The organism is Streptomyces sp. NPDC025618 (assembly GCF_055558795.1).
In genome coordinates, this window is record NZ_JBVHLW010000010.1 from 1 (window position 1) to 25,411 (window position 25,411).

At 71.3% G+C, this 25,411-nt stretch carries 16 protein-coding genes and 1 pseudogene; 7 read left to right on the top strand and 10 right to left on the bottom strand.

Annotation, left to right across the window (positions count from 1 at the left end):
* The 4 genes from ACZ4A5_RS12045 to hemA all read right to left on the bottom strand — a co-directional run.
* On the bottom strand, positions 1-5,265 hold a 5,265-nt coding region (locus ACZ4A5_RS12045), incomplete at its 3' end, for a type I polyketide synthase (protein ID WP_467581741.1).
* 293 nt (positions 5,266-5,558) lie between these two features.
* The gene (locus ACZ4A5_RS12050) at positions 5,559-6,626 is read right to left on the bottom strand and encodes an acyl-CoA synthetase family protein (RefSeq protein ID WP_467581742.1); all 1,068 of its coding nucleotides are present in this window, start codon (positions 6,624-6,626) and stop codon (positions 5,559-5,561) included.
* 2 nt (positions 6,627-6,628) lie between these two features.
* Entirely contained in the window at positions 6,629-7,567 is a 939-nt protein-coding gene (locus tag ACZ4A5_RS12055) for an acyltransferase domain-containing protein (RefSeq protein ID WP_467581745.1), read from the bottom strand.
* Between the two features lie 284 nt (positions 7,568-7,851).
* On the bottom strand, positions 7,852-9,060 hold the full coding sequence (gene hemA, locus ACZ4A5_RS12060; protein WP_467581747.1) for a 5-aminolevulinate synthase: 1,209 nt from the start codon (positions 9,058-9,060) through the stop codon (positions 7,852-7,854).
* 344 nt (positions 9,061-9,404) lie between these two features.
* On the opposite strand from hemA, the gene ACZ4A5_RS12065 reads away from it, so the two are divergent.
* Positions 9,405-10,949, top strand: a complete 1,545-nt coding sequence (locus tag ACZ4A5_RS12065) for an ANL family adenylate-forming protein (protein ID WP_467581749.1) — start codon at positions 9,405-9,407, stop codon at positions 10,947-10,949.
* On the top strand, positions 10,946-12,511 hold the full coding sequence (locus ACZ4A5_RS12070) for a long-chain-fatty-acid--CoA ligase (RefSeq protein WP_467581751.1): 1,566 nt from the start codon (positions 10,946-10,948) through the stop codon (positions 12,509-12,511). The genes ACZ4A5_RS12065 and ACZ4A5_RS12070 overlap by 4 nt, the downstream gene beginning before the upstream one ends.
* On the opposite strand, the gene ACZ4A5_RS12075 is transcribed toward ACZ4A5_RS12070, so the two are convergent.
* Positions 12,459-13,253 carry a thioesterase II family protein gene (locus tag ACZ4A5_RS12075; protein ID WP_467581753.1) on the bottom strand — a complete coding sequence of 265 codons (795 nt, stop codon included), beginning with the start codon at positions 13,251-13,253 and terminating at the stop codon, positions 12,459-12,461. The genes ACZ4A5_RS12070 and ACZ4A5_RS12075 overlap by 53 nt on opposite strands.
* Before the next feature lie 750 nt (positions 13,254-14,003).
* Between ACZ4A5_RS12075 and ACZ4A5_RS12080 the strand changes: the two genes are divergently transcribed.
* Together ACZ4A5_RS12080 and ACZ4A5_RS12085 are read left to right on the top strand one after the other, a co-directional pair.
* Complete coding sequence (locus tag ACZ4A5_RS12080; protein WP_467581755.1) at positions 14,004-14,240, top strand: hypothetical protein; 237 nt, start codon at positions 14,004-14,006, stop codon at positions 14,238-14,240.
* Positions 14,237-15,037 carry a Crp/Fnr family transcriptional regulator gene (locus ACZ4A5_RS12085; protein ID WP_467581757.1) on the top strand — a complete coding sequence of 267 codons (801 nt, stop codon included), beginning with the start codon at positions 14,237-14,239 and terminating at the stop codon, positions 15,035-15,037. Before ACZ4A5_RS12080 ends, ACZ4A5_RS12085 begins: the two co-directional genes overlap by 4 nt.
* Before the next feature lie 39 nt (positions 15,038-15,076).
* Here the strand turns inward: ACZ4A5_RS12085 and ACZ4A5_RS12090 are convergent, their stop codons facing one another.
* On the bottom strand, positions 15,077-15,739 hold the full coding sequence (locus ACZ4A5_RS12090; RefSeq protein WP_467581759.1) for a GGDEF domain-containing protein: 663 nt from the start codon (positions 15,737-15,739) through the stop codon (positions 15,077-15,079).
* A gap of 198 nt (positions 15,740-15,937) precedes the next feature.
* On the opposite strand from ACZ4A5_RS12090, the pseudogene ACZ4A5_RS12095 reads away from it, so the two are divergent.
* Positions 15,938-16,312 (top strand): annotated as a pseudogene (locus tag ACZ4A5_RS12095) (DUF779 domain-containing protein); the annotation flags it as partial.
* A 23-nt stretch (positions 16,313-16,335) separates the two neighbouring features.
* Here the strand turns inward: ACZ4A5_RS12095 and ACZ4A5_RS12100 are convergent.
* The 4 genes from ACZ4A5_RS12100 to ACZ4A5_RS12115 form a co-directional block, all read right to left on the bottom strand.
* Positions 16,336-18,507, bottom strand: coding sequence for a putative bifunctional diguanylate cyclase/phosphodiesterase (locus ACZ4A5_RS12100; protein ID WP_467581979.1), 2,172 nt, complete (start codon positions 18,505-18,507; stop codon positions 16,336-16,338).
* A 455-nt stretch (positions 18,508-18,962) separates the two neighbouring features.
* Positions 18,963-19,799, bottom strand: coding sequence for an SAM-dependent methyltransferase (locus tag ACZ4A5_RS12105; protein ID WP_467581761.1), 837 nt, complete (start codon positions 19,797-19,799; stop codon positions 18,963-18,965).
* Positions 19,800-20,073: 274 nt separating this feature from the next.
* Positions 20,074-20,691 carry a GNAT family N-acetyltransferase gene (locus tag ACZ4A5_RS12110; RefSeq protein ID WP_467581762.1) on the bottom strand — a complete coding sequence of 206 codons (618 nt, stop codon included), beginning with the start codon at positions 20,689-20,691 and terminating at the stop codon, positions 20,074-20,076.
* Between the two features lie 137 nt (positions 20,692-20,828).
* Positions 20,829-22,166 carry a peptidase C39 family protein gene (locus ACZ4A5_RS12115; protein WP_467581764.1) on the bottom strand — a complete coding sequence of 446 codons (1,338 nt, stop codon included), beginning with the start codon at positions 22,164-22,166 and terminating at the stop codon, positions 20,829-20,831.
* Between the two features lie 162 nt (positions 22,167-22,328).
* On the opposite strand from ACZ4A5_RS12115, the gene ACZ4A5_RS12120 reads away from it, so the two are divergent.
* Together ACZ4A5_RS12120 and ACZ4A5_RS12125 are read left to right on the top strand one after the other, a co-directional pair.
* A complete protein-coding gene (locus tag ACZ4A5_RS12120) occupies positions 22,329-22,919 on the top strand; it encodes a uridine kinase family protein (protein ID WP_467581766.1) in 591 nt (196 codons plus the stop codon).
* 479 nt (positions 22,920-23,398) lie between these two features.
* Entirely contained in the window at positions 23,399-25,318 is a 1,920-nt protein-coding gene (locus ACZ4A5_RS12125; RefSeq protein WP_467581768.1) for an AAA family ATPase, read from the top strand.
* Positions 25,319-25,411: the final 93 nt, after the last annotated feature.

Consider the following 25,411-nt stretch of genomic DNA (forward strand, 5'->3'; position numbering starts at 1 on the left):
GTCGGCCGTCGCGAGCGCACCGGTCACATTCGAGACCAGCGGGATACGCGGCGCCTCGTACGCCAGCCCCTCGACCACCTCGCGGAAGTCGGCCAACATCGGCTCCATCAACGGGGAGTGGAACGCATGCGAGACACGCAGCCGCCGCACACGACGACCCTCACTCCGCCACACTGCCTCCAACTCCGCCACCGACGCCTCAGCACCCGAAACCACCACAGACAACGGCCCGTTGACAGCGGCAATGTCCACATCAGAGGAGGTCAGCGCTGTACGGACGGTCGTCTCGTCCGCCTCCACGGCCAGCATCGCCCCACCCGACGGCAACGCCTGCATCAGGCGCCCACGCGCCGCGACAAGCGCGCAAGCATCCGCGAGCGACCACACACCAGCCACATAGGCGGCCGCGATCTCACCGATGGAATGCCCAGCCACGAAGTCCGGCTTCACACCCCACGAAGCAACCAGCCGATAGAGAGCAACCTCCACCGCGAACAGACCACACTGCGTGAACACCGTCTCATCAAGAGCCTCACCACCCTCGAACACGACCTCACGCAACGGCCGTTCCAACTCAAACGCCGCACACACCTCATCAAAAGCGTCCGCGAACACAGGGAAGGCGTCATACAGCTCCCGCCCCATCGCAGCCCGCTGACTGCCCTGCCCCGAGAACACCAACGCCAGCTTCCCCGACGCCGACACACCCCGGACCACACCAGCAGCAGGCTCACCCGAGACCACCGCACCCAAACCAGCGGCGAAAGCCTGCGCCTCACCGGCCAACACCACCGCACGGTGCTCAAACGCCGCACGAGCCGACACCAAGGAGTGCGCCACATCGACAGGCGCGACAGCCTCGTCCCGCGTCAACGACAGCAGCCGCTCAGCCTGCCCCCGCAACGCCGCCTCGGACCTGGCCGACACCACCCACGGCACCACAGGCAACGAGCACTCCGAAGCCACCGGAAGCTCCAGCTCCGGCGCCTGCTCCACGATCACATGCGCATTCGTCCCACTGATGCCGAACGACGACACACCCGCCCGGCGAGGACGACCGCTCTCCGGCCACGGCACGGCCTCGGTCAGCAGCTCCACCGCACCCGCGGACCAGTCCACATGCGAAGACGGCTCATCCACGTGCAGCGACCGCGGCAGCACACCATGCCGCATCGCCAGCACCATCTTCATGATCCCGGCAACACCGGCCGCAGCCTGCGTATGACCGATGTTCGACTTCACCGACCCCAGCCACAACGGCTCGTCTGCCGCCCTGCCCTGGCCGTACGTGGCCAGCAGCGCCTGCGCCTCGATCGGGTCACCCAACTTCGTGCCCGTACCATGCGCCTCCACCGCGTCGACCTCAGCGGCCGACAACCCCGCACTCGCCAACGCCGCACGGATGACGCGCTGCTGCGACGGGCCGTTCGGCGCCGTCAGACCGTTGCTCGCGCCGTCCTGGTTCACCGCAGAGCCACGCACCACCGCCAGCACCCGATGCCCATGACGCCGCGCATCCGACAGCCGCTCCAGCAGCAACACACCCGCGCCCTCGGACCAGCCCGTCCCGTCGGCCTCGGCGGAGAACGGCTTGCAGCGGCCGTCCGACGCGACGCCTTGCTGGCGGCTGAACTCCACGAAGAGACCCGGGGTCGCCATCACGGTCACACCGGCGGCGAGGGCCAGCGAGCACTCGCCCTGCCGCAGCGACTGCGCCGCCAGGTGCAGGGCCACCAGCGACGACGAACACGCCGTGTCCACCGTCACCGCGGGGCCCTCGAACCCGAACGTGTACGAGATGCGCCCCGAGGCGGCACTGACGCTGTTGCCGGTGAGGAGGTAGCCCTGGAGCCCGTCCGAGGCGTCGTGCATCCGGGGGCCGTAGTCCTGGGACATCGCGCCGACGAAGACACCCGTCTCGGTCTTCGTCCGGTCGTCGGGAGCGATACCCGCCCGCTCGAACGCCTCCCACGCGGTCTCCAGCAGCAGCCGCTGCTGCGGATCCATCGCCAGCGCCTCACGCGGCGAGATCCCGAAGAACTCGGCGTCGAAGTCACCTGCGTCGTAGAGGAATCCGCCCTCGCGGGTGTACGTCGTCCCCGGCTTTCCGCGCTCCGGGGAGTACAGGCCGGCCAGGTCCCAGCCACGGTCCGTCGGGAATCCGCCGATCGTGTCCCCGCCGGAGGCGACCAGGTCCCAGAGCTCTTCGGGCGACCCGATGCCGCCGGGGAACCGGCAGCTCATCCCCACGATCGCGATCGGATCGTCGTCCACCGGCACCACCGACACCGGCGCGGTCGCCGCCTGCTCGCCGTCGAGGAGGGAGGTCCGCAGGTGGCGTGCGAGGACGGCGGGAGTGGGGTAGTCGAACAGCAGGGTGGTCTGCAACCGCAAGCCCGTCGTGAGGTTCAGGCGATTGCGGAACTCGACGGCACCCAGCGAATCGAAGCCGAGCTCCTTGAACGTCCGCCCGGCGTCGACGGCTTCCGGCCCGTCGTAACCCAGCGTCGTGGCGACCTGGTCACGCACCAGGTCCAGGAGCAGATCGTCCTGCTCGCTCCCCTCCAGCTCCGCCAGCCGCGCCCTGAGTCCCGAGGCGGCGTCGGTCGCCGGCACACTCGCCCGCGCCTCAGCCGAGGTGTCCAGCCAGTGACGGCTGCGCTGGAAGGCGTAGGTGGGGAGGTCGACGCGGCGGGCACCCGCGCCGTCGAAGAGCTTGGCCCAGTCGACGGAGGCGCCGCCGACGAAGGCTTCGGCGACAGAGGTCAGGAAGCGGTCCAAGCCGCCCTCGTCGCGACGGAGAGAGCCGACGGCGGTGATGGTGTGGGTCTCGGCGGTCTGCTCCACGCCGACGGTCAGCACCGGGTGGGCGCTCGACTCCACGAACAGGCGGAAACCGTCGTCCAGCAGTGCCTGGACGGCTTCCTGGAAGCGGACGGTCTGACGCAGGTTGCGGTACCAGTAGCCCGCGTCCAGGGTGCTGGTCTCCAGCACGCCACCGGTCACCGTCGAGTAGAGCGGCACGGAGGCCGGACGCGGGGAGATACCCGCGAGATCACGCAACAGCGCGCTCTCGATCTCCTCCACGTGCGCGCAGTGCGAGGCGTAGTCCACCGCGATACGACGCGCACGGATACCGTCCGCCTCGCAGCCGGCGAGGAGCTGTTCCAGCGCTTCATTGTCACCGGAAACAACCACCGCGGCCGGGCCGTTGACCGCCGCCACCGCGAGTCGGCCGTCCAGCCGCTCTTCAACCGCCTTCACATCCAGCGAGACGGACACCATCCCACCACGGCCGGACAGCGCGCGCAGAGCCTTGCTCCGCAGCGCCACCACCTTCGCCGCATCCTCCAGCGACAACGCACCCGCAACACAAGCAGCCGCGATCTCACCTTGGGAATGACCGATGACAGCGGCCGGCTCCACACCGGCCGAACGCCACACCTCCGCCAGCGAGACCATCACAGCCCACAACACCGGCTGCACCACGTCGACCTGCTCAAGCCAGGCGACGTCCTCCGAACGCAGCAGATCGGTCAACGACCAATCCACATACGGCGCCAACGCCGCCGCACACTCCGCCATCCGCTCCGCGAACACCGACGAGGAATCCAGCAGTTCGGCCGCCATACCGGCCCACTGCGACCCCTGCCCCGGGAACACGAACGCCACACGCCCGTCCCCCGTGACACGACCCCGCACCACGCCGGGCACCTCGCGCCCATCCGCCAGCGCGCTCAAACCATCCCGGTGCCCCGACAGCACCACGGCCCGGTGCTCGAACACACTCCGGCCCGCCGCCAGCGAGAAGCCCACATCCAGCGGCGACAACTCCCCCACACGCGCGAGCAACCGCCCAGCCTGCGCACGCAACGCCGCCTCGGACTTGCCCGACACCACCCACGGCACCACCGGCGCCTCGACCCGCGCCGACGTGTCCTGCTGGGCGTGCCGCGGTCCCTCGGTGAGGACGACGTGGCAGTTCGTACCGCCCACTCCGAAGGAGCTGACGCCGGCGGTGCGCGGGGCGTCCGGGGCGGGGGTCCAGGGGGCGAGGGCGGTCTGGACGCGCAGGTTCAGTTCGTCCAGGGGGATGTCCGGGTTCGGCGTCCGGAAGTTGAGGCTGGGGAAGAGTTCGCCATGCCTGAGGCCGAGGGCCGCCTTGATGAGGCCCACGATGCCCGCGGCGCCCTCCAGGTGGCCGACATTGGTCTTGGCGGAGCCGACCAGGAGCGCGTCGTCGCGGCGGGCCGTGCCCAGGACGGCGCCGAGGGCCGCGGCCTCGATCGGGTCGCCGACCTTCGTGCCGGTGCCGTGGAGTTCGACGTACTGGACCTCGGAGGGGTCCACGCCGGCCTGCTCGTAGGCGCGCCGGAGCACGTCCTCCTGGGCGGCCTGCCGGGGGGTGGTGAGGTGGGTGCCGCCGCCGTCGTTGTTGACGGCGCTGCCGCGGATGACGCAGTGGACGGTGTCGCCGTCGGCGAGGGCGTCCGCGAGGGGCTTGAGCACGACGGCGCCGCCGCCTTCGCCTCGTACGTAGCCGTTGGCGCGGGCGTCGAAGGTGTAGCTGACGCCGTCGGGTGACAGGCCGCCGAACCTGGCGACGCCGACGCTGCTCTCGGGCGCGAGGATGAGGTTGACGCCACCGACGACGGCCACCGTGCTCTCGCCGCGGCGCAGGCTCTCGCAGGCCAGGTGGACGGCGACGAGGGAGGACGCCTGGCCCGCGTCGAGGGTGAGGCTGGGGCCGCGCAGGCCGAGGTGGTAGGAGACGCGGTTGGCGATGATGCCGCGGTGCAGTCCGGTGAAGCTGTGCCGGTCGATGGCATCGAGGCCGCGGCGCCGCTGGAGGGTGGCGTAGTCGTCGGCGATGACGCCGATGTACACGCCGGTGGCGGTGTCGCGGAGGCGGTCGGGGACGATGCCGGCGTCCTCCAGGGCCTCCCAGGTCAGTTCCAGCACGAGGCGTTGCTGGGGGTCCATCGCGGCGGCCTCGCGGGGCGAGACGCCGAAGAAGTCCGCGTCGAAGTGGTCCACCTGGTGCTGGGCCAGGAAGCCGGCGCGCCGGGTGCCGGGGGCGTCCGCGGCGGAGAGGCCGGCCGCGTTCCAGCGTTCCGCGGGGACCTCGGTGATCGCGTCGACGCCGTTGCGGAGCATGTCGCGGAAGGCGGCCGGGTCGGGTGCCCCGGGGAGGCGGCACGAGAGTCCGACCACTGCGATCGGAGCGTCCGCCATGTTCGGGCAGGCGGCCTCGGAACCCTTCATGTGCGTGACTCCCTGGGGACCAGAACGTGGGACGCCGAGCGCGACGGAACTGCGCTCCCGGCTCTATGGGCGTGACAGTGATTGCTTTGTCGGTGTGGGGGCGCCGGCGGTGCCTGGCGGTGCCGTGGACGCCGTGCGGCGTCGCTGACACATGCTGCCGATGTGCGGGCCCGTCCCGGGCAGGCCGGGATCACCCCGTCGCGCCCGGCGAGGGGCGCGACGAGGGGTAGGGGTGTGCGGGCGGACCGGCAGGCGGGAGCTCGTGTCCCGGCCGGTTGTACGGCCCGGTGGGGCTAGTAGATGCCCTCGGGGGCCGAGCGGACGACCTGGAGCGGCCGGACGTTGGCGACGCCGTCGCAGGGCCAGGCGTCGCCCGTGTCGTACCGCACGGCGATGTCGCGCTCGAGGATGTTCGGCAGGAAGAGGTCGTCGTGCAGGACGGTGAGCCGGACCTGGCCCTGTTCGCCGTAGCCGACGACCTTCGACCAGTCGTCCTTGTCGACCACGGCCATGGTCACCTGCGGGTAGTTGGGCAGGTAGGGCATCAGCGCGCCGTCGTTCTCCACGGGGAGGCCGACGGTGTTGCCGAAGGTGTTGGCGTAGGTCACGACGACCAGCCCGCCGCCGAGCGCCTCGTGGAAGGCACGGCGCATCGCGGGGGTGGCGTGGGTGCCGCTGAGGCGTACGCCCTTCAGCTCGGCCACCAGTTCCGGTCTGGCCTTGATGAGGGCCTGGAGGAGCGCGGGGGTGGTGACGAGGTAGTCGACGGGCTGGCTCTCCAGGACGGCGGCCATCTGGTCGATGAGGTGCGCCGTGTATTCCTGGGCTTCCTTCAGCCTGCCGTTGCGCAGCATGCGCTTGACCCAGCGGGGGTCGAAGTCGATGCCGTACACGCGGCCGTCGTAGAGGTCCGCCAGGTCGGCTGCGCCGTGGCCGATGAGGTGGGGGCCGGTCGGGGTGGCCTGGAGCCAGACCCGGCCGGGCTCGAAGCCCTCGCGCTCGATGATCCAGCGTCGCCAGGCGGCGCGGTGTTCGAGCATGGGCTCGGTGTAGAAGACGCGGCAGGGGCTGCCGGTGGTGCCGCCGGAGTCCCAGATCCGTCCGGACAGCGGGCGGGGCAGCGCCAGGGGCACCAGGTCGGTGGGGTCGAGCGTGCGCAGGACGCCGAGCGGCATGGGGCCGAAGGCGGCGAGGTCGGCGTAGCGGGTGATGTCACCGGATGCGACGCCGATCTCGGCGGCGCGCTCGATCCAGTACGGGGCGCCGGTCTCGGGGTCGAGGTGGTGGCGGACGATGCGGCGCGTCCAGGCGTCGATGTCCTGCGCCAGCCACTCGTCGATGAGCGGGGTGACGTCCTTCATGGTCAGCCCACCACCGTCTCGCCGGCGGGGAGTTCGATGCCGAAGTCGTAGACGGCGGTCATCGCCTCGAAGACGTGGTCCGGGGACTCGACGTGCACCACGGGGAAGGAGGCGCTCTGGAAGGTGCCGAAGGCGGCGGGGCCGAGGACCAGGCCGAGCTCGGTGCCGGCGTCCTCGAGGCTGCCGATCATGTCGGCGACGTTCACGGGGTCGGTGGGGTTGCGGCGGAAGAGGTCGCGGATCTCCTCGCCCGTGGTGAGCGCCTTGCGTTCCATGCAGGAATGGACGGGAACGCGTGGGTCCTTGAAGGTCATGGCGTCCAGCGTGGGCGCGAGGAAATCGCTGACGTGCTGCTGCAACGGGGAGTGGAAGGCGGCGCCGTGATCCTCGGAGACGTGCAGGGCTCCGGTGGGGAGGGTGGTGCCGAAGTGGTCGAGGGCGGTGCGGTAGCCGCCGAGCAGGACCATGCGTTCGCTGCCGTTGCCGACCCGTCCGAGATCGGCGGACAGATATACGTCGTCGATGTCGGCGAGCAGGGCCGCGGTATCCGTGTCGAAGGGAATGCGGAGCATGGCGACGGCTTGCCGGGGACTGCCGGGCGGGGGTGCGGGAACTTCCCGCAGTCGCATCAGGAGGGTGAAAAGGTCCTGGCGTTCCACCGCGCCCGCGAGGGTCGCGGAGACAAGCGCGCCGAAACTGAGGCCGGATACCGCGGCCGGCGTGATTCCGTATTCCGCGGCGAGCACGTCGGCGATTCCGAGAACGGCGGCCGCCTGCCGAATGGCGCCGACCCCCTGGCGGTGTTCCTGTCCCGGCTGTCGTTGTTCGTGGAATATGCGGTCGACTTCGATACCGGTCCACTGCGCGATGTCCGCGTAGGTCTGCTGCACGCTCGGAAAGAGTTCGTACAGCTCCGCGCCGGCACCCGGCTGATCGTTCATGCCGCCGTCAAGAATGTATGCAAGCGTCATTCAGGCCCCCGTTCCCGCTCTCTCCTCCGGACAGAGCGATGTTGCATCGCGGCGGGTCCCGTTGACACTTCCCCGGTGGACCCGCCCGCGCTCCCACCCTACAAACTTTCGAACTTCACGCGACTGTAACCATGGTCACATCCATGCACTTGAATCATGGACTACCGCACGACAGGTAATTGGTCCATACCGGAGTTGACGAATGGCATGGACCTTTCACCATCAAGTGCCCTCTCGCGGCGGCCCGTTCACGGCTACGCGCGCGCGGCGCCCAGATCCGCCCAGATCCGGTCCAGGGCGTCGACGAAGCCCTCGACCTCCTCGGAGGTGTGCACGGCCCCGGGCGCGACACGCAGGATCTCCTCGCCGGCCCGCACGCTCGGCGCGTTGATCGCCTGCACATAGATCCCGTAACGGTCCAGGAGCAGCGCGGACATGCGCTTGCACAGGGCCTCGTCCTTCACCAGGACGGACACGATGTGCGTCTGGTCCGAGATAAAGGGAATGCGCCGTTCCGTCAGCAGTTTGTGCATCAACTGCGCGTTGTCCCACAGAAGGGAGCGTTCATCCTCGGACGACCGCAGATGCCGCACGGCGGCGAGGGCGCCCGCGGCCACGGCGGGCGGCAGGGCGGTGGTGAAGATGAAGGAGCGGGACAACATCCGCACGGCCTCTATCACTTCGGCCGGACCCGCGATATAGCCGCCGTTGGTGCCGAAGCCCTTGGCCAGCGTGCCCATGATGACCGTGAAGTCGTCGGCGATGCCCTCCCGGGCCGCGATGCCGGCGCCCTCCGGGCCGTACATGCCGACCGCGTGCACCTCGTCGAGGAAGGTCATCGCCCCGTACCGCTCGGCGATCTCCGCGATCTCGGCGAGCGGCGCGATGTCGCCGCTCATCGAGTACACGGACTCGGCGACGATGAGCTTGGGCACGTCCGGGTCGGCGGCCGCGAGCAGTTCTTCCAGGTGGGCGGTGTCGTTGTGGCGGAAGATGTGCTTCCGCGCGCCGCTGTGGCGCAGGCCGTCGATGATGGAGGCGTGGTTCAGCGCGTCGGAGAAGACGACGCAGCCTTCCAGGCGCCCGGCGATCACGGACAGCGCGCCGTCGTTGGCGGTGTAGCCGGAGCTGAAGAGGAGGGCGTCCTCCTTGCCGTGCAGCGCGGCGAGCTCCTTCTCCAGCAGCACGTGGCAGTGGTTGGTGCCGCCGATGTTCCGCGAACCACCGGCGCCCGCGCCGTATTTGTCGACGGCTTCCTTCATGGCGTCGAGGACCGCGGGGTGCTGCCCCATGCCGAGGTAGTCGTTGCTGCACCAGACGCTGATCCTGGCCGCGTCGTCGCCGCCGCGTACGCTGGCGGCGGGGAACCGGCCGGCGAGCCGTCCGATCTCCAGGAACTCCCTCTTGCCCCCGTCGGAGCCTTCGGTGAGACGGGAAAAGAGGTCCAGATATGGGGTCGTCACGTCTACTCGCTTTCGAGGCCAGCTGGGTGTGGTTGCCGCCTGTGCGCGAATGCGCCGGGCGCGGCTGCGGAGACTTCGTGGCGCCGGGTGCGGGGAGTTGGGGATCGCCCGCCGGAAATCACGGCGCGCCGTCCTCGATTCGAGGAGGCCGGGGGAATTGACCTCTGTATATCACCGTTCCACGCCACCGTCCAACCGTCCGGTCCGTGACCGCCAATCGGCGCACCGTAAAGCGGAACTGCCGCCTCGACCAGGAAACTGACGGTCAATCAGGAATAGTTGCCAGGTCATCGTCAGTATGTGATCCTGCCCCGAGCAAACCGGTTCGGCGCAGTGGAGATTCGATGTCTACGAACGAGAATTATGTCCGCCGGGTCCTCGAGGCGCTGGCGGGCGCTCCGGACCGGATCGCCCTGTGGCGGGAGGGCGAGGAGTACACCGCGGCCCGGTTCTCCCGGACGGTTCTCGCCGCGGCGGAATTCCTGCGCCGGCACTTTACGGAAGGCGAAACTCCGATTGTGGCGGTGCTGACCGTCACCAATAGCCCGGCGACCATAATTCTGCGCTACGCGGCGAACCTCGTCGGAGCCACCGTGGTGCACCTGCACTCCACGAACGCGGTGGACCCCAACGACCAACTGACCGCCGCCGCACGGCTGGAGATCCTCCGGACGACCGGGGCGACGTTCCTCGCCGTCGACAAGGAGAACGCCGGCACGGCCCGCGAGCTGTGCGGCCGGCTGCCCGACGCGCCCCGGCTCGCCGCGCTCGGCGACCTCGGCCCCGACGTCCTGGATCTGACGGCGGGCGACCCGGAGGCCATCGCCCTGGACGCGATCGAGGCCGACCCCGAGCAGCCCGCCGTGGTGCTCTACACCAGCGGCACGAGCGGCGCGCCCAAGGGCGTCACCCTGCCGTACCGGGTCCGCGGCCTCTATCTCCTCGCGGGCCTCCAGGCCCCGGCCCCCATCGTGTATCTGTCGACCCTGCCCGTGAGCCACTCCAACGGCTCGGGCGCCGACCTCGCCCTCGCCTCCGGCGGCACGGTCGTCCTGCACGACGGCTTCGAGCCGGGCGCCGTCCTGCGCGCGGTGGAACGGCACCGGATCTCGGCGCTGACGCTCACCCCGCCGCAGCTGTACATGCTGGTCGACCACCCGGACATCGCCGGCACCGACCTGTCCAGCATCAAGATCATTTCCTATGGCGGCTGTGCCGCCTCCCCCGCGCGGCTCGCCGAGGCGGTCGAGGTGTTCGGCCCGGTGCTCCTGCAGTTCTACGGCACCACCGAGACCAGCGGCATCACCGTGCTGATGCCGCCCGACCACTTCGACCCGGAACTCCGCGCCACCGTCGGCCGCCTGACCGCCGAGGTGCGCATCCTCGACCAGGACGACCAGCGCGAACTCCCGCCGGGCGAGACCGGCGAGGTGTGCGTACGCACCCCCTTCACCATGCTCGGCTACTGGGGCGACCCGGAGCTGACCGCCGCGACCGTCCGCGACGGCTGGGTGCACACCGGCGACCTCGGCTCCCTCGACGAGCGCGGCTATCTGCGCCTGCACGGCCGGACGGGCGAGGTGATGAAGACCAACGGGATCAAGGTCCACCCCACGGACGTCGAGAACGCGCTGCTCTCCCACCCCGGGGTCGCCCAGGCCGCCGTGTACTGCGTCGTCGACGCCGACGCCGTCGAGCACAGCCACGCCGCGGTGGTCGTCCACGCGGGCGCGGCCGTCGACGCCGACGCCCTGATCGGCCACGTCGCCGCCGAGCTGTCCCCGAAGCACGTGCCCGCCGTGGTCACCTTCCACGACACCCTGCCCCTCACCGGCGCGGGCAAGCCGGACAAGCAGGCGCTGGCCGCGCGGCACGCGGACGCGGCATGACCCTCAGCGCCGCGTCCATCCTCGCGGAGTCCGCGCTGCGGCGCCCGGACCACACCGCGCTCGTCTTCGGGCCGGAGCGGTTCACCTACGCCGAACTGTGGGACGCCGCCCGGCGGTACGCGACCGTGCTGCGGGAGCAGGGCGTGCGCCCGGGTGACCGGATCGCCCTGCTGCTGCCCAACTCACCGCACTTCCCGATGGTGTACTACGGCGTGCTGGCCCTCGGCGCCGTCGCCGTCCCGGTGCACGGCCTGCTGCACGCCGACGAGATCGCGCACGTGCTGCGCGACTCGGAGGCCGGGGCGCTGGTGTGTGCCGAGCCGATGCTCCCCCAGGGAGCCGAGGCCGCGCGGGCCGCCGACGTCCCCGTGCTCACCATCATGGAGGAGACCGACAGCGGCTCACCACGCCTCGACGTCCTCGCCGAACGGGCGGAGCCGCTCGACCGCTGCGCGCCGCGCGCGCCCGAGGACCTGGCCCTGGTGCTCTACACCTCCGGCACCACCGGCCGGCCCAAGGGCGCGATGATCACCCAGCTCAACCTGGTGATGAACGTCAGCACCACGATGCGCTCGCCGTTCGACCTCGGCCCCGACGACGTACTCCTCGGCTGCCTGCCGCTCTTCCACACCTTCGGCCAGACCTGCGGCATGAGCGCCGTCTTCCTGGCCGGCGGCACCCTCGTCCTCATGAGCCGCTTCGACGGCCCCGGAGCGCTCGGCCTCATGCTCGCCGAGAAGTGCACGGTGTTCATGGGTGTCCCGACGATGTACCTCGCCCTCCTCGACGCGGCCGCCCACGAGCCCCGCCGCCCGCCGCTCGACCGTGCCTTCTCCGGCGGCTCCGCGCTGCCGGTCAAGGTGCTCCAGGACTTCGAGGACGTCTACGGCTGCCCGATCTACGAGGGGTACGGCCTGACGGAGGCGTCACCGTGCGTCGCGTACAACCAGAAGGCGTGGCCCCGCAAGCCCGGCACCGTCGGCCGGCCCATCTGGGGCGTCGAGGCGGAGATCGCCGCCGCCGACGTGGAGGGCCGTATCGAGCTGCTGCCGGACGGCGAGGTCGGTGAGATCGTCGTGCGCGGCCACAACATCATGGCGGGCTATCTCAACCGGCCGGAGGAAACCGCGGCCGTGCTCGTCGACGGCTGGTTCCGCTCGGGCGACCTGGGTGTGAAGGACGCCGACGGCTATCTGACCCTGGTCGACCGCAAGAAGGACATGGTGCTGCGCGGCGGCTACAACGTCTACCCGCGCGAGGTCGAGGACGCGCTCATGCACCACCCGGCCATCGCCCAGGTCGCCGTCATCGGCGTCCCCGACGAGGTGTACGGCGAGGAGGTGTGCGCCGTGGTGCGCACCCGGCCCGGCACGGCGCCCGGCCCCGCGCTCGCCTCGGACATCGTGGCCTGGAGCAGGCAGCGGGTCGCCGCGCACAAATACCCGCGCCTGGTGGAGTTCGTCGACGCCTTCCCCCTCGGGCCGAGCGGGAAGGTGCTGAAGCGGGAACTCACGGCGCGGTTCGGTGAACGGCGGGACGGGGGCGGGCCCCGAAGGCCGTGAGGTCCTCGATCAGCGCCGCGGTCACCTGCTCCCGCTGCTCGTTGAGGTAGAAGTGGCCTCCGGCGAACGTCCGGACCCGGAAGTCGGAAACGGTGTGCTCCGCCCACCGTTCCGCTTCCCGGCCGCTCACCTGCGGGTCGGTGTCACCGGTGTAGACGACGAGGGGACAGCTCAGGGCGGGGCCCTGCCGGTAGGAGTACGTCTCCACGGCGGTGTAGTCGGCGCGGAGCGCCGGCAGGATCATGCGTACGACGTCCTCGTCGTCCAGGAGAGCCGAGTCGGTCCCCGCCAACTCACGGATCCCCGCGAGGAGTTCCGCGTCGTCCCGGAGCCGCGCCGTCCGCCGCCGCGCGGGGCCGGGGGCCTCGCGCCCCGAGACGATCAGCCCCAGCAGCCGGCCGTCCGACTCCGCCTCCAGCCGCCGCGCGGTCTCGAAGGCGAGCGTGCCGCCCATGCTGTGCCCGAAGAAGACCATGGGCCGGTCGCCGCAGTCACGCAGTGCCCCCGTGATGCCCCGCACCAACTCGTCGACGCTGCTGAGCGGAGCCTCGGACCTGCGGTCCTGCCGCCCCGGATACTGCAACGCGACCACCTCGGCACGGTCCGAGAGTGCGGCGGACAGCGGCAGGAAATAACTGGCCGACCCACCCGCGTGCGGAAAGCAGACCACGGTGACCTCACGGTCCGGACCACCGCCCGGAGAATGAAACCGCCTGAGCCACGACTCCCCGATGCCACCCATGAGTTCCCACCCGTCCTGTCGCCCCGTCGAACGCGCCTGACGAAGCGCGCTCCGGCGCCAACCCTTCCGGACGCTCACCTGATGATCAAGACATCGGGTATGAGGGGAACGCCTCATCGACGACCCTCGAACTACTGTCCGACACGGCGGGACGCAGCCCCGCGGGCCACTCTTCCCCCGCCCCTGGCCGGCATGCCGAACGGAAGCTCCTCCCGCGACGCTCGCGCGGCAGGAACCGGTCCCCCCGGGGCACCACCCCCGGGGGGACCGTCCGTGCTGCGCGCTGGACCTGCCAAGGTCAACGACAGCGCTCCGGCCGGTCAGTGGCCGGTGACCAGCTAACGCGATAGTCGCGCACAGGATTCCCTGCCCTCAGGGACCTTAACTCGAACTGACGGCGTTTTCCCTCGCGTCAGGGAATAAGGCTCGGAGATACCGGCGCGTACCGCCGACGGCGACGGAAATCCCTGCGTGCAGGGAAACGGGGCGGCGGATCCTAGCACACAAGATATTCCCCCACCCGGCCGATCCGCTTTGCGGGACCGGCATTTCCACCGAGGTCCGGACCATCGGGAGTGGGTCCCTACATGCAGGGACGAAGCACGCGAGTACCCGCTCTGTCGGATACGCTTCTGCGCTACCCGAGTTCGCTCGTTCGGGCGCCCGCTCACCACGGGCAGCGGCCCGGACCGGCGACCCGAGAATGAAATGGACCTGCCAAGTCACTCCATGGAGAAATGGAGATCAACATTGGACAGTGGGAACGTCGCATTCCTTGCCGCAGCGGTGACGATCTTCGCGATCATCGCGTTCGTCGTGGTCTACGCCATCAAACACCTGACCGGACACCCGCTGCGAATAGCGACGACGATCCTCGCCCTGGCCACTCTGGTCGGGGCGCTGGTGCCGCTGGTCGACGAGCTCCACGCGATGCCCTCGGCGCCTCCGCCGAGGCCGGTGTCCCCGGCGTCAGGGGTGGGGCGTTGAGCCGTCAACTGCCACCGGACTGGATGGCGACGCTCAACGAGCGGGTGATACGGCAGGCCGAACGGGCGCGCTCCGTCCGCTTCTTCACCTCGCTGCCCGGTCCCGTGCGGGAGACCCTCGGCGATCAGCTGGTCAGCAGGCAGTACGGCAAGGGGGACCGGCTGCGCGGGGTCGCGCCCGGGTCGAGCGAGGTGCATTTCATCCTCTCCGGCTGTGTGGCCGAACGGACCACGTCCGCCGGGTCCACCACGCTGCGTTTCCGCGGCGCCGACTCCCTGCTCGGGGATGTGGAGATCGTCGACGAGACCGCCGGGCCCGCGGCGGCCCAATACCTCACCACCACCTGGACCCTGTCCTGTTCGATGCCGCGCATGCGCATGCTCGCCGAGAGCGAGATATCCGTGATGAAGGGCGTGGCGAAGACCATCTCCGAACGCCTGCGGACCAATGAGCGGGTCTACGCCAATTCCCGGCACGCGCCCATTCAGCGCGTCTGCACGCTGCTGCTGGAATTGCACCGGACATCCGGCATGAGCGCCCGGCTCCTGCCCGATTCCTCGGTGGAGGTCACGGGGCCGACGCAGGCGGAACTCGGAGAAGCCCTGATGCTCGGCCGGGCGACCATCGAGAACGTCATGGCGGAATTACGCATGATGGGAATCCTGACGACCGGGCACCGGCACTACGCGGTCAAGAACGTCGAATTGCTGACAGCCCTGGCCGAGGGAAAGGGCCCGTCGAAGGGCAAGGCGGGAAAGGGCCCGCCACCACCGCCGTCCCCCTTGCCGGAGCTGTGAGCGGGCCCGGGCCGGCGGCGTGGGGCCGCCCGGCAGGAGCTACGACGCCCTCCTTCGCGTGGCGGGGAGGAGGATCAGGTGCGTGCCCGGACGGCCCGCGCGGCGGCCGTTGGCGGTGCGGTAGACGTCGACCGCTCCGGCCGGACGCCAGTGCAGGCCGAGGCGCTTCGCGGTGTACATCGCCTCGTCCGCGCCGCGCAGCAGCTCCGAGAGGCCGGCGCCGGGCCGGCGGCCGACGCGGCACAGGCCGATCGACGCGCGGGGCGAGAGGGTGACGGCGCCGGTGTCCAGCGGGGCGGAGAGCCGGGCCGAGAGGCCGTACGTCAGCTCGCCGTCGAGGTCGGCGTCCGGCGCGAGACGGATCACGGCGGTGTACTCGTCGCCGCCCAGCCGCGCCGCGAACCCGCCCCGTTCCCGGCACCACCCGTCGAGCCGCCGCCCGACGGCGGCGATGACCTGGTCACCCACGGCGTGCCCGTGGGTGTCGTTGATCTGCTTGAAGCCGTTGAGGTCGAGGAGCAGCACGGCGGCGTCCGGGTGTTTGACGGCCCGCCGCGCGCGGGAGGTGAATTCGTCGCGGCACATGAGGCCGGTGAGGGGGTCGGTGCGGGCGGTGCGGAGTCGGCGGACGAGTATGAGCGCGTGGGCGGCCCAGCCGACGGTCGGCGCGGCTATGGGCAGGGCCTGGACGAGGAGGTTCATCGAGGAACACCTTCCGAACAGAGAGCTGGCCCGCACGGCTTCGCGGACTCGGCGCGTGCGGGCCGGTGTGTGGTCCGGTCATGCTGGAGATCCCCCCTTTCCGCCCGCTCGGTGCGAACTCGACCTCCGTACAGCGATGTTCGGATACCGGAGCCCCCACGTCTGGCGGGTGGGCCCGTTCCGGTGCAGGCTGTCCGGATGGACAAGGACCTCTCCCGCGTCGCGCTCACCCCTGCCGCCGCCGAGCTGATCCGACGGCTCCGGGAACGGCACGGGCCGCTGATGTTCCATCAGTCCGGAGGCTGCTGCGACGGCAGTTCGCCGATGTGCTATCCGTACGGCGAGTTCCGTACGGGTGGGTCCGACGTGCTGCTGGCCTCGCTCGTGGTGGAGGGGGTGGCGGAGCCCGTCGGGTTCTGGATGTCGGCGGACCAGTTCGAGCGCTGGCGGCACACACACCTGACCGTGGACGTGGTGGCGGGGCGCGGCAGCGGCTTCTCGCTGGAGGCGCCGGAGGGGGTGCGCTTCCTCGTCCGGTCACGGCTGCTGACGGACGAGGAGGCGGGCGCCCTGGACCGGGGGCCCGGCACGCGGCCCTACGACGCCGCGTCCACCAAGGACAGCATCCGCAGCCGCTCCGGCGGGCCCGGCCGCGCGTAGTACCAGCCCTGCGCGGTGTCGCAGCCGAGGATCCGCAGGTGCTCGGCCTGGGTGCCGGTCTCGACGCCCTCGACGGTCACGGACAGGTCGAGGGTGTGGGCGAGGGAGACAATGCCCTCGACGATCTTCACATCCACCGGGTCCGCGGGCGCGTGCTGCATGCCGCGGGTGAAGGAGCGGTCGAGCTTGAGCGTGCTGACGGGCAGCCGGCGCAGGTAGGAGAGGTTGGAGTAGCCGGTGCCGAAGTCGTCGAGGGCGATGTCCACGCCCATGTCGGCGAGTTGGCGCAGCGGGCGCAGCTCCTCCTCGTCGGCGCCGATCAGCGCGTTCTCGGTGACCTCCAGGCAGAGCGCGGACGGGGCGAGGCCGGACTCCTCCAGGACGGCGACGGTGTCGGCGACGAGGGAGGGGTAACGCAGCTGCGACGGCGAGAGGTTGACGTTGACGCGCATGGGCGCCTTCCCCGAACAGCCTTCCTGCCAGGCCCGTGCCTGCCGGAGCGACTCCTGGAGGACCCAGCGGCCGAGCGGCACGATCAGGCCGGTGCTCTCCGCGAGCGGGATGAACTGGTCGGGGCCGAGCACGCCGTGGATGGGGTGCAGCCAGCGGACGAGTGCCTCGGCGCCGCGCACGGCGCCGTCGGCGAGGCCGACGAGCGGCTGGTACTCGATGAAGAACTCGCTGTTGTCGAGCGCCGCGGGCAGCCGGTTGGTGAGGCTGTGCCGGGCGATCACGCGGGCGTCGGAGTCGGCGTCGGCGAGTTCGTAGCGGTTGCCGCCCGCCGCCTTGGCGCGGTACATCGTGATGTCGGCGCTGCGCAGCACCTCGGCGGCGCCCAGTTCGCCGGCGGCGCCCTCGACGATGCCGATGCTGGCGCGTACGGACAGGTCGCGGCCGTCGAGGCGGATCGGGCGGGAGAGGGCCGTCAGCATCCGGCGGGCGAGGGCGATGGCGTCGGCCTGGGCGGACGGCCCGGTGAGCAGGGCCACGAACTCGTCGCCGCCGAGGCGGGCGACGAGTTCGGCGGGGGCGGTGGCGCAGGCGCGGAGCCGTTCGGCGACGGCGACGAGGAGCTCGTCGCCCACGGCGTGGCCGAGGCTGTCGTTGACGGCCTTGAAGCCGTCGAGGTCGAGGTAGCACAGGCCGAAGCGGGCGGCTCCGCCGTCGTCCGCGGGGGCGGTGAGGGCGCGGTCGATGCTCTCGAAGAACAGGGTGCGGTTGGGCAGGCCGGTGAGGGCGTCGTGGGTGGCCTCGTAGCGCAGCCGCTCGTGGAGCAGCCTGCGCTCGGTGATGTCCTCCATGAGCGCGAGCTGGTACTGCGGCCGGCCGTGGGCGTCGCGGAGGAGGGCCACGGACAGGTCGGTCCACAGGACGCTGCCGTCGCCGCGGTAGTACGGCTTCTCGACGCGGTAGTAGTCGCGTTCGCCGCTGATGAGCTCCTTGTAGAGGCCCCAGACCTCGGGTGAGTCGTCGGGGTGGACCATCTCGCCGACGTTGCGGCCCATGACGTCCTGGGCCATGCCGCCGAACATCCGGGTGAGGGCGTCGTTGACGTCCATGATGCGGCCCTCGACGTCCGCGATACCGACGCCGATGGCGGCGCCCTCGAAGACGGCGCGGAAGCGGGCCTCGCTCGTGTGCAGGGCCTTCTCCGTCTCGGCCTGCGCGGCGAGCGCGGCGCGGGAGAGGGCCTCCTGCTCGGCCAGGGTGCGCTCGCGCAGGGCGCGGGCGAAGCCGGCGGCCAGGGAGTGCTGGAGGCGGGCGCACCGGTCGCGGGCCTCGGCTTCGGAGAGGCCGCCGCCGGGCGGGCAGTAGACCAGGAGGTAGGAGTCGACGGCGCTGAGGATCAGCGGGAGGGCCTCGGGGTCGGTGCAGTGGGCGGCCACGAGCGCGGCCCCGACCTCGGCGGCGGCCGTGGGGTCGAAGGGGCGGGTGCGCAGGGCGGCACCGAGCCGTCCGGCGAGCGGGACGAGGTGGTTCTCGAACTCGGCGCGGGTCAGATGGGTCGTCGTCGCCGGATAGACCGTCCGGCCCCAGATCGCGGCGAAGCGCTTGAGGCTGTCGTCACGGACGGGGTCGTCGCCGTGCCGCGCGAGCGAGGCGAGGATCCCGAGAGCCCGGCCGTCGGGACCCTGGATGCCGGGGCCTTGGATACCGGGGCCCTGGACGTTGGTGCCCTGCGGGTCGGGTCCCTGGACGCCGGAGCCCTGCCGGTCGGTGCCCTGGACAGCGGTGCCCCGCGGGTCGGCGGCAGGCTCCGCCACCGGTTCCGCTACCGGTTCCGGATGCCCGTCGCGGTGGGCATGGGTGTTGTGCCCCTGGGCACGGGAGCCGTACGGACCGGCCGGCTCCGCGCGGCCCTCGTCGCAGCAGGGGTCCTCGCTCGGTTCGCCTTTCCCCAGGCTGTTCGGCTGCGTGGGGCAGTCCGGTGCGCGGCCGCCGCGTACGCAGAACCCGGCGGCCAGGCCGGCCGTGGTGCCCAGGGCCGGCGCCCCGCTCCCGGGGCTCAGCCCGGCACCGGCGCTGCCGCCGATTCCGATTGCGGTTCCGCTCCAGATCTCGTTCACGGCTTGCGCCCCACCCCGGCGAAGCCTACGTACATCGCCGGATCGTCGCCCGGGTCCGCCGTGCCCGCGCGGCCCGCGACCGGGGCCTCGGGCCGCCACATCGGCATGGGCACCAGGCCCGGCTCGACCATCTCGAAGCCGTCGAAGAAGCGGGCCACCTCGCCGTGCGACCGCATCAGCAGCGGGGAGCCGACACCGCGGTAGACGCCCTCCACCCGCTCGCCCTCCTCCGGCTTGATCGGGCCGCTGTCGGTGGTGGCGTGGGTGAGGATCAGCAGGCTGCCGGGGGCGAGCGCGTCGCGCAGCTCGGCGACGGCGCCCCACGGGTCGTCGCGGTCCTCCATGAAGTGCAGGACGGCCACCAGCAGCAGCGCGACCGGCCGCCGCAGGTCGAGGAGCCTGGTGACCTCCTCGCCGGTCAGGATGTCCAGCGGCGCGCGCAGGTCCGCGGCCGCGATCGCCGCGCGCGCGTTGCCCGCGAGGACGGCGCGGCTGTGCGCGACGGCGACCGGGTCGTGGTCGACGTAGACGACGTGCGCGCCGGGGGCCGCCTCCTGGGCGACCTCGTGGACGTTGCCGAAGGTCGGGATGCCGGAGCCGATGTCGAGGAACTGCGTCACGCCCCGGCCGGCGGCGTAGCGCACGGCCCGCCGCATGAAGGCCCGGTTGGCCTGCATGACCTTCGGCAGGCCGGGGAAGGCGTCGATGGCCCTGCGCCCGGCCTCCCGGTCGACCTCGAAGTTGTGCGAGCCGCCCAGGTAGTAGTCGTAGATGCGGGACACGCTCGGCACGGAAAGGTCGATGCCTTGGGGGGCCCAGGTGGGACGCTCCATCAGTCTGTCTCTCCAGCTCATCGAACGGACATGTGAGCAGAGGCTACTGATCGCCCGTTCGAATGGAAGAAGCAAGTGGAAATCTGCGATCCGCATTTAACCGCGGTTCGCCCCTGCTCCCTGCGGGTGCTCCCCCCGAAGTACCCCAAAACCACTTTCGCACGTGAGATGCATCTCTCCCACTTCCCCCCTCACATACCTCTACGGCCACAACGGGCACATGCGCAACCCTTTGCACCGCCCTTCCTCGATTTGATCATGAATTGCACGGGGTTCAGCACCGGGGCTCTCGCCACATCGGCCACATCGGCGGGCCCTCGGGGAGCTCCACCGCCGTGCCCGTGAAGACGAAGCCGAGGCGCTCGTACAGACTCTTGCTACGCGCATTGCTCGCCTCCAGATAGGCCGGTATGCCCTCCCGGTCGCAGCGGTCGAGGGCCGTCGTCAGCAGCGCCCGGCCGCGGCCCTGGTTCCGGCGGCCGGGTGCCGTGACGATGACCGGCAGGTAGTAGTGCGACCGGTCGGCGGGGTGCGCCCGGGCCGTCAGCTCGCCGACGATCCGCACGCGCTCGTTGCCCCGGTCCGCGCCGACGAGCCGGTCGCCGAGGTCGTCCTCCTCCGCGCCCTCCCCCGCCGCCCGCACCGGCAGCCACAGCGCGGCCGCCGAGAGGTCGTCCGTCACGTCGGCCCAGCCGTCGCGCAGCGCCGCGTCCAGATACACGCCGAAGAATTCCGGCTGCACGGCACGCCGGTGCTCCTCGTCCGGGAAGACCCAGCCGCTGACCGGATCAGCCATGAACCCCTCTCCGATCAGCCGGCGGATCTCGTCCCGCTCCCCCGCGACGGCCCGGCGGATTCCCGGCACGACGGCGGTGTCCTGATGCACGGTCACGGCTCATTCCCCACATGCGAAATGACGTGGCTCTCACGCCGCGACGATCGTACGGACCGGTGGAGCGAGCCGTCGGCGCGAATGCGGTACGGCCTGAATGGCCGCCGAATGACGCGGTATTCACCGGCACATGAACATCAGCGGACTCCCACCGCCGCCAGTGCCCGGCACTGCGCGGCCGACGGTTCGGCCGGGAAGTAGAGATAGCAGATCCCTCCCGTGCCGCTCTTGACCTGCCCCTGCGCATTGCGGCGCTTCGTCCGCAGCCAGATGTTCTCGAACTGGCGGCGCTTGTAGACGTGCCGGACCGCGGCGTCCGTCGCGCTCGCCGGGTCATTGGCCACCACGTCGCCGCCGTGGGTGAATCCGACGACGCACATCAAGTGGCCCGCGGTGCCGTAGCCGGCGCCGTCGAGTTCGGAGGCGAGGAAGGACTGCGAGGTGATCACGGGAATTCCCGCGTGGATCAGTTTCTCCACGTCGTTCAGGGAACGCAGCCGGGTGACCACCGCCTGCATGTCGCGGTAGGTCGCGGCATAGGCGGCGTTGAACGGCCAGTTGCCGCAGCCCTGGTACTGGTAGTCGTAGGTGAAGCGGGCCGCCTGGCAGACCTGCGGATCGGCGTACGCGCGGTCCACCCAGGCGAGGTCCGCGGCCGACGGCGCCCGGCCCCAGTATTCGACGACCATCTGCGAGGAGGTCGGACTGCACCACGCCTCGCCGCCGTTGTCGTACTGCGGGTACTGCCCCTTGTGGATCTCCTGCGAATAGCGCGGCACCCGCAGCTCGCGCCCCGCCCCCTCCCCCGGTGCCGAGGCGGGCACGGTGAAGCGGTCGGGGATGTCGGAGCCCATGGCACCGAGCCGCCACACCGTGGGCGTCAGGCCGCTGCCGGGCCTGCGGAGGAGGGTGAGGCGCAGCTCGTACGAGGCCAGCCGGAGGCCCGTCGCGGGGTCGTCGACGGCGAGGGTGTCGGTGGAGACGCTGCTCCTGCCGTCCTTCTGCCCGTCGACGGAGGTGCGCCGGATGTCCCCGGCCGCGTCACCGGCGGTCCAGCGGCCCATCACGTACCACGGGGTGTGGCCGCCGCCGGTGTAGGCGCAGCGGAGCTCGACCTGGAGCCAGGTCCCGGCGGGCGCGTGGGCGTTCCAGGAGGCGACGATCTCGCTCGCGGGGGCCGTCAGCCGGTGGACGGGGCCGGTCCAGGTGGCGTACTCCCAGGTGGCCGTGGTGCCGGTGTGCGGGTCCTGGTGGTCGAGGGTGCCGGCGGGGTGGTCGATGACCAGGCCGGGGCGATGGCCCGCGCGGACCCGGGTGCCGTGGGCGGTGCCGTGCCGCCAGTCGGCGGGGGTGAGCCAGGCGTGGTAGTCGATGGTTCCTCCTCCCGAGGGGGCGGCGAAGGCCGGTCCGGGGGTGGTGACCGCGGCGGCGGCCGCGCCGAGTGCGGCGGCCAGGACGGTGCGTCTGCTGGACATGGCGTGATCCTCGTGGTCGGGCGCCGGTGGGGGTGGCGAAGGGCTTCTCCCCGGTCCCGCCCCTTGCCGAAACGGGCCCCTGCCCCGGGCCCCGTCCCCCGGGGAGGGCACGCGCCGGGCCGGGCGGTACGACTCCGCCCGTACCGCGCATAACGTGGGATCGTGAACGACCCCAGCACCCTCCTGCCGCTCGCCCGGGAACTGCGCGCGCTCCCGCCGTCCCTCGGGCCGGTGCGGCTCGTGGCCGTCGACGGCCACGCGGGCTCCGGCAAGACCACCTTCGCCGCCCGCCTCGCGTCCGCCCTCGGTGGCGCCCCGGTCCTCCATCTGGACGACCTCGCCACCCACGAGGAGCTCTTCGGCTGGACCGGGCGGCTGCGCTCCTGGGTCCTGGAACCGCTGGCCCGGGGCGAGACGGCCCGCTACCGCGCCTACGACTGGGTGGCCCGGCGGTTCGCCGAGGAGCGCGAGCTCCCGCCCGCGCCGGTCGTGCTCGTGGAGGGCGTGGGAGCCGGCCGCCGGGAGCTGCTCCCCCAGCTGGCGTGTCTGCTGTGGATGGAGTTGACGGATGAAAACTCGTGGGAAAGGGGTCAACTCCGTGATGGTCCCGAACTGACCGATTTCTGGGACGGCTGGAAGCGAGCGGAGCGGCGCCACTTCTCGACGGACCCGACGCGCCCGCGCGCACAACTCCTGATTCTCCAGTGCAAGGAGGGGTACGAGGTGCTGCCGGGACCCCAAGAGAGCCCCTGAACCGCCCTCGTGCTCACGCTCGGTGAGCAACCGGGGCCGGTCCGCCGGTCGTCCTCGACCGATCCCCGCCGAGTGCGCCAACTCGGCTTGACCGAGGGGGCGTACAGGACTTACGTTCTCATTAGGCGGCTGACGCGAGTCGCCGCAGGACGCGAAGCCCCCGGTTGTTCCCCCGTGATCGGGGGCTTCGTACTTTCCACGTCACCCCCTTTTGAGCGCTTTGCTCCACCGCCCCCTTCACCCTGGGTGACCATCTTCCGGAGCGCTTTCCGGCCCCTCGGGTCCGCCCCCGCGCCGTGAACAGCGGTGCCGCACCCTTCGGCCCCCACCGACCACGCAGGTACGATGCCAGTCGGCACACTTATCGGCTGGCGTGTCGGCACACTGGTCAACTCCCGTCCACAGCACAGCGGTTCGGCAAGGCGCGCCAGGCAATCGCCCGGCTGCACGCTACGGGGGCAGGGTTTGTGGGGGACGTGATGGATTTCGGCATGCAGGGCCCACCCGCCCCGGCCGATCTCGCCTGGCTGCGCGCCGTCGACGCCTACACGATGGGCGCGTACGCGCAGGCCGAAGAGGAGTTCCGGGCCGCGGTCCAGGCGGATCCCGGCATGGCCGACGCCTGGCTCGGCCTGCACGCGCTGCGCGCCGAGACGACCACGGCACTGCTGCGCATGTACCGCCACCGCGAGCGGTTCGGCGAGCAGCGCACCCGCCACCGGCGCACCCTCAATTCCTGGTACTGGCTGGGCTGGTGGGTCCAGCCGGTCCTGGAGAGCGGCCGCGACCTGCTCCTCGCCCACGCCTCGCACTGGCTCGACGGCCGCCATGTGCCCGAGCTCGACCGGGCCCTGGCCGACTGCCCGCCCGTCGAGACCGACCCCCAGGCCCGCTTCCTGCACGCCTGCCGCGCCTACCTCGTCAAGGACTGGGAGCAGCTCGTCCGGCACACCGAGCCGCTGCTCGACGATCCGCTGCTGGGCATCGAGGCGGGGCTCTTCGGCGGCATGGCCCGGGTCCGCCTGGAGATGTACGGCCAGGCCGAACCGCTGCTGTCCGCCGCCCTGATGCGCTGCCGCAGCGAGCAGCCGCAGCGCAAGGAGCTGCGCTACTGGCTGGCCCGTGCCCACGAGGGCACCGGCCGCAGTGCCGCCGCCCTCCCCCTCTACCGCGCCGTGCACCGCGTCGACCCGTCCTTCATGGACACCTCCGCCCGGCTGACCGCCATCGCCGACGGGGACGGCCTGGACGACCATCTGGACCTGGCCCCGGTGCCCTCGGGCGGCCCGCCGGGCCCGGGCGCCGAGGGCCCCGCCGACACGGCGGGCGAGCCGGACTCCCTGTCCGCGCCGGACCCCCTCGACGGCCGCGACCTGCTGACCGGCACCGGCCCGGAGCCCACGGGTACGGCACAGGCCGGTCCCGACGGCGTACGCCGGATGACCCGGATCCCGGTGCCGCAGCAGCCCGCGCCCCAGCCGGTGCCGGGCCCCTCCGACCCCGTGCTGCTGGCGAAGGCCCTCTCCGAGCTGGAGCGGATGGTGGGCCTTGAGCCCGTCAAACGGCAGGTGCGGGCGCTCTCCGCCCAGCTGCACATGGCCCGGCTGCGGGCGGGCCAGGGGCTGCCGGTGCAGCCGCCCAAGCGGCACTTCGTCTTCTCCGGCCCCTCGGGCACCGGCAAGACCACCGTGGCCCGCATCCTGGGCCGGGTCTTCTACGCCCTGGGGCTGCTCGGCGGCGACCACCTGGTCGAGGCCCAGCGCGCCGATCTGGTCGGCGAGTTCCTCGGCCAGACCGCGGTCAAGGCCAATGAGCTGATCGACTCGGCGCTCGGCGGGGTGCTCTTCGTCGACGAGGCGTACAGCCTCTCCAACTCCGGCTACAGCAAGGGCGACGCGTACGGCGACGAGGCCCTCCAGGTGCTCCTCAAACGCGCCGAGGACAACCGCGACCGGCTCGTCGTCATCCTCGCCGGCTACCCCGAGGGCATGGACCGGCTGCTCGCCGCCAACCCCGGCCTGGGCTCCCGCTTCACCACCCGCGTGGACTTCCCCAGCTACCGCCCGCGCGAACTCACCAGCATCGGCCAGGTGCTGGCCGCGGAGAACGGCGACCAGTGGGACGAGGAGGCGCTGGAGGAGCTGCGCAGCGTCAGCTCCCACGTCGTCGAGCAGGGCTGGATCGACGAGCTCGGCAACGGCCGCTTCCTGCGCACCCTTTACGAGAAGAGCTGCGCGTACCGCGACCTCCGCCTGTCGGGGTACGCGGGCACGCCGACCCGGGACGACCTCGCCACACTGCGCCTGGCGGACCTGATGCAGGCATACGGCGAGGTCCTCTCGGGCCCGGGCTGGACCACCCCCCGCCGCGAATCCCGAGACCCCCAGGACCCGCCGTGACGATATACAGCCCGTCCGGCGCCTGAGGACAACGCGCGAAGCGCGTTGCGGGGGTCTGGGGGCTTGCCCCCAGTTTCGGGAAGGGGCGAGGCT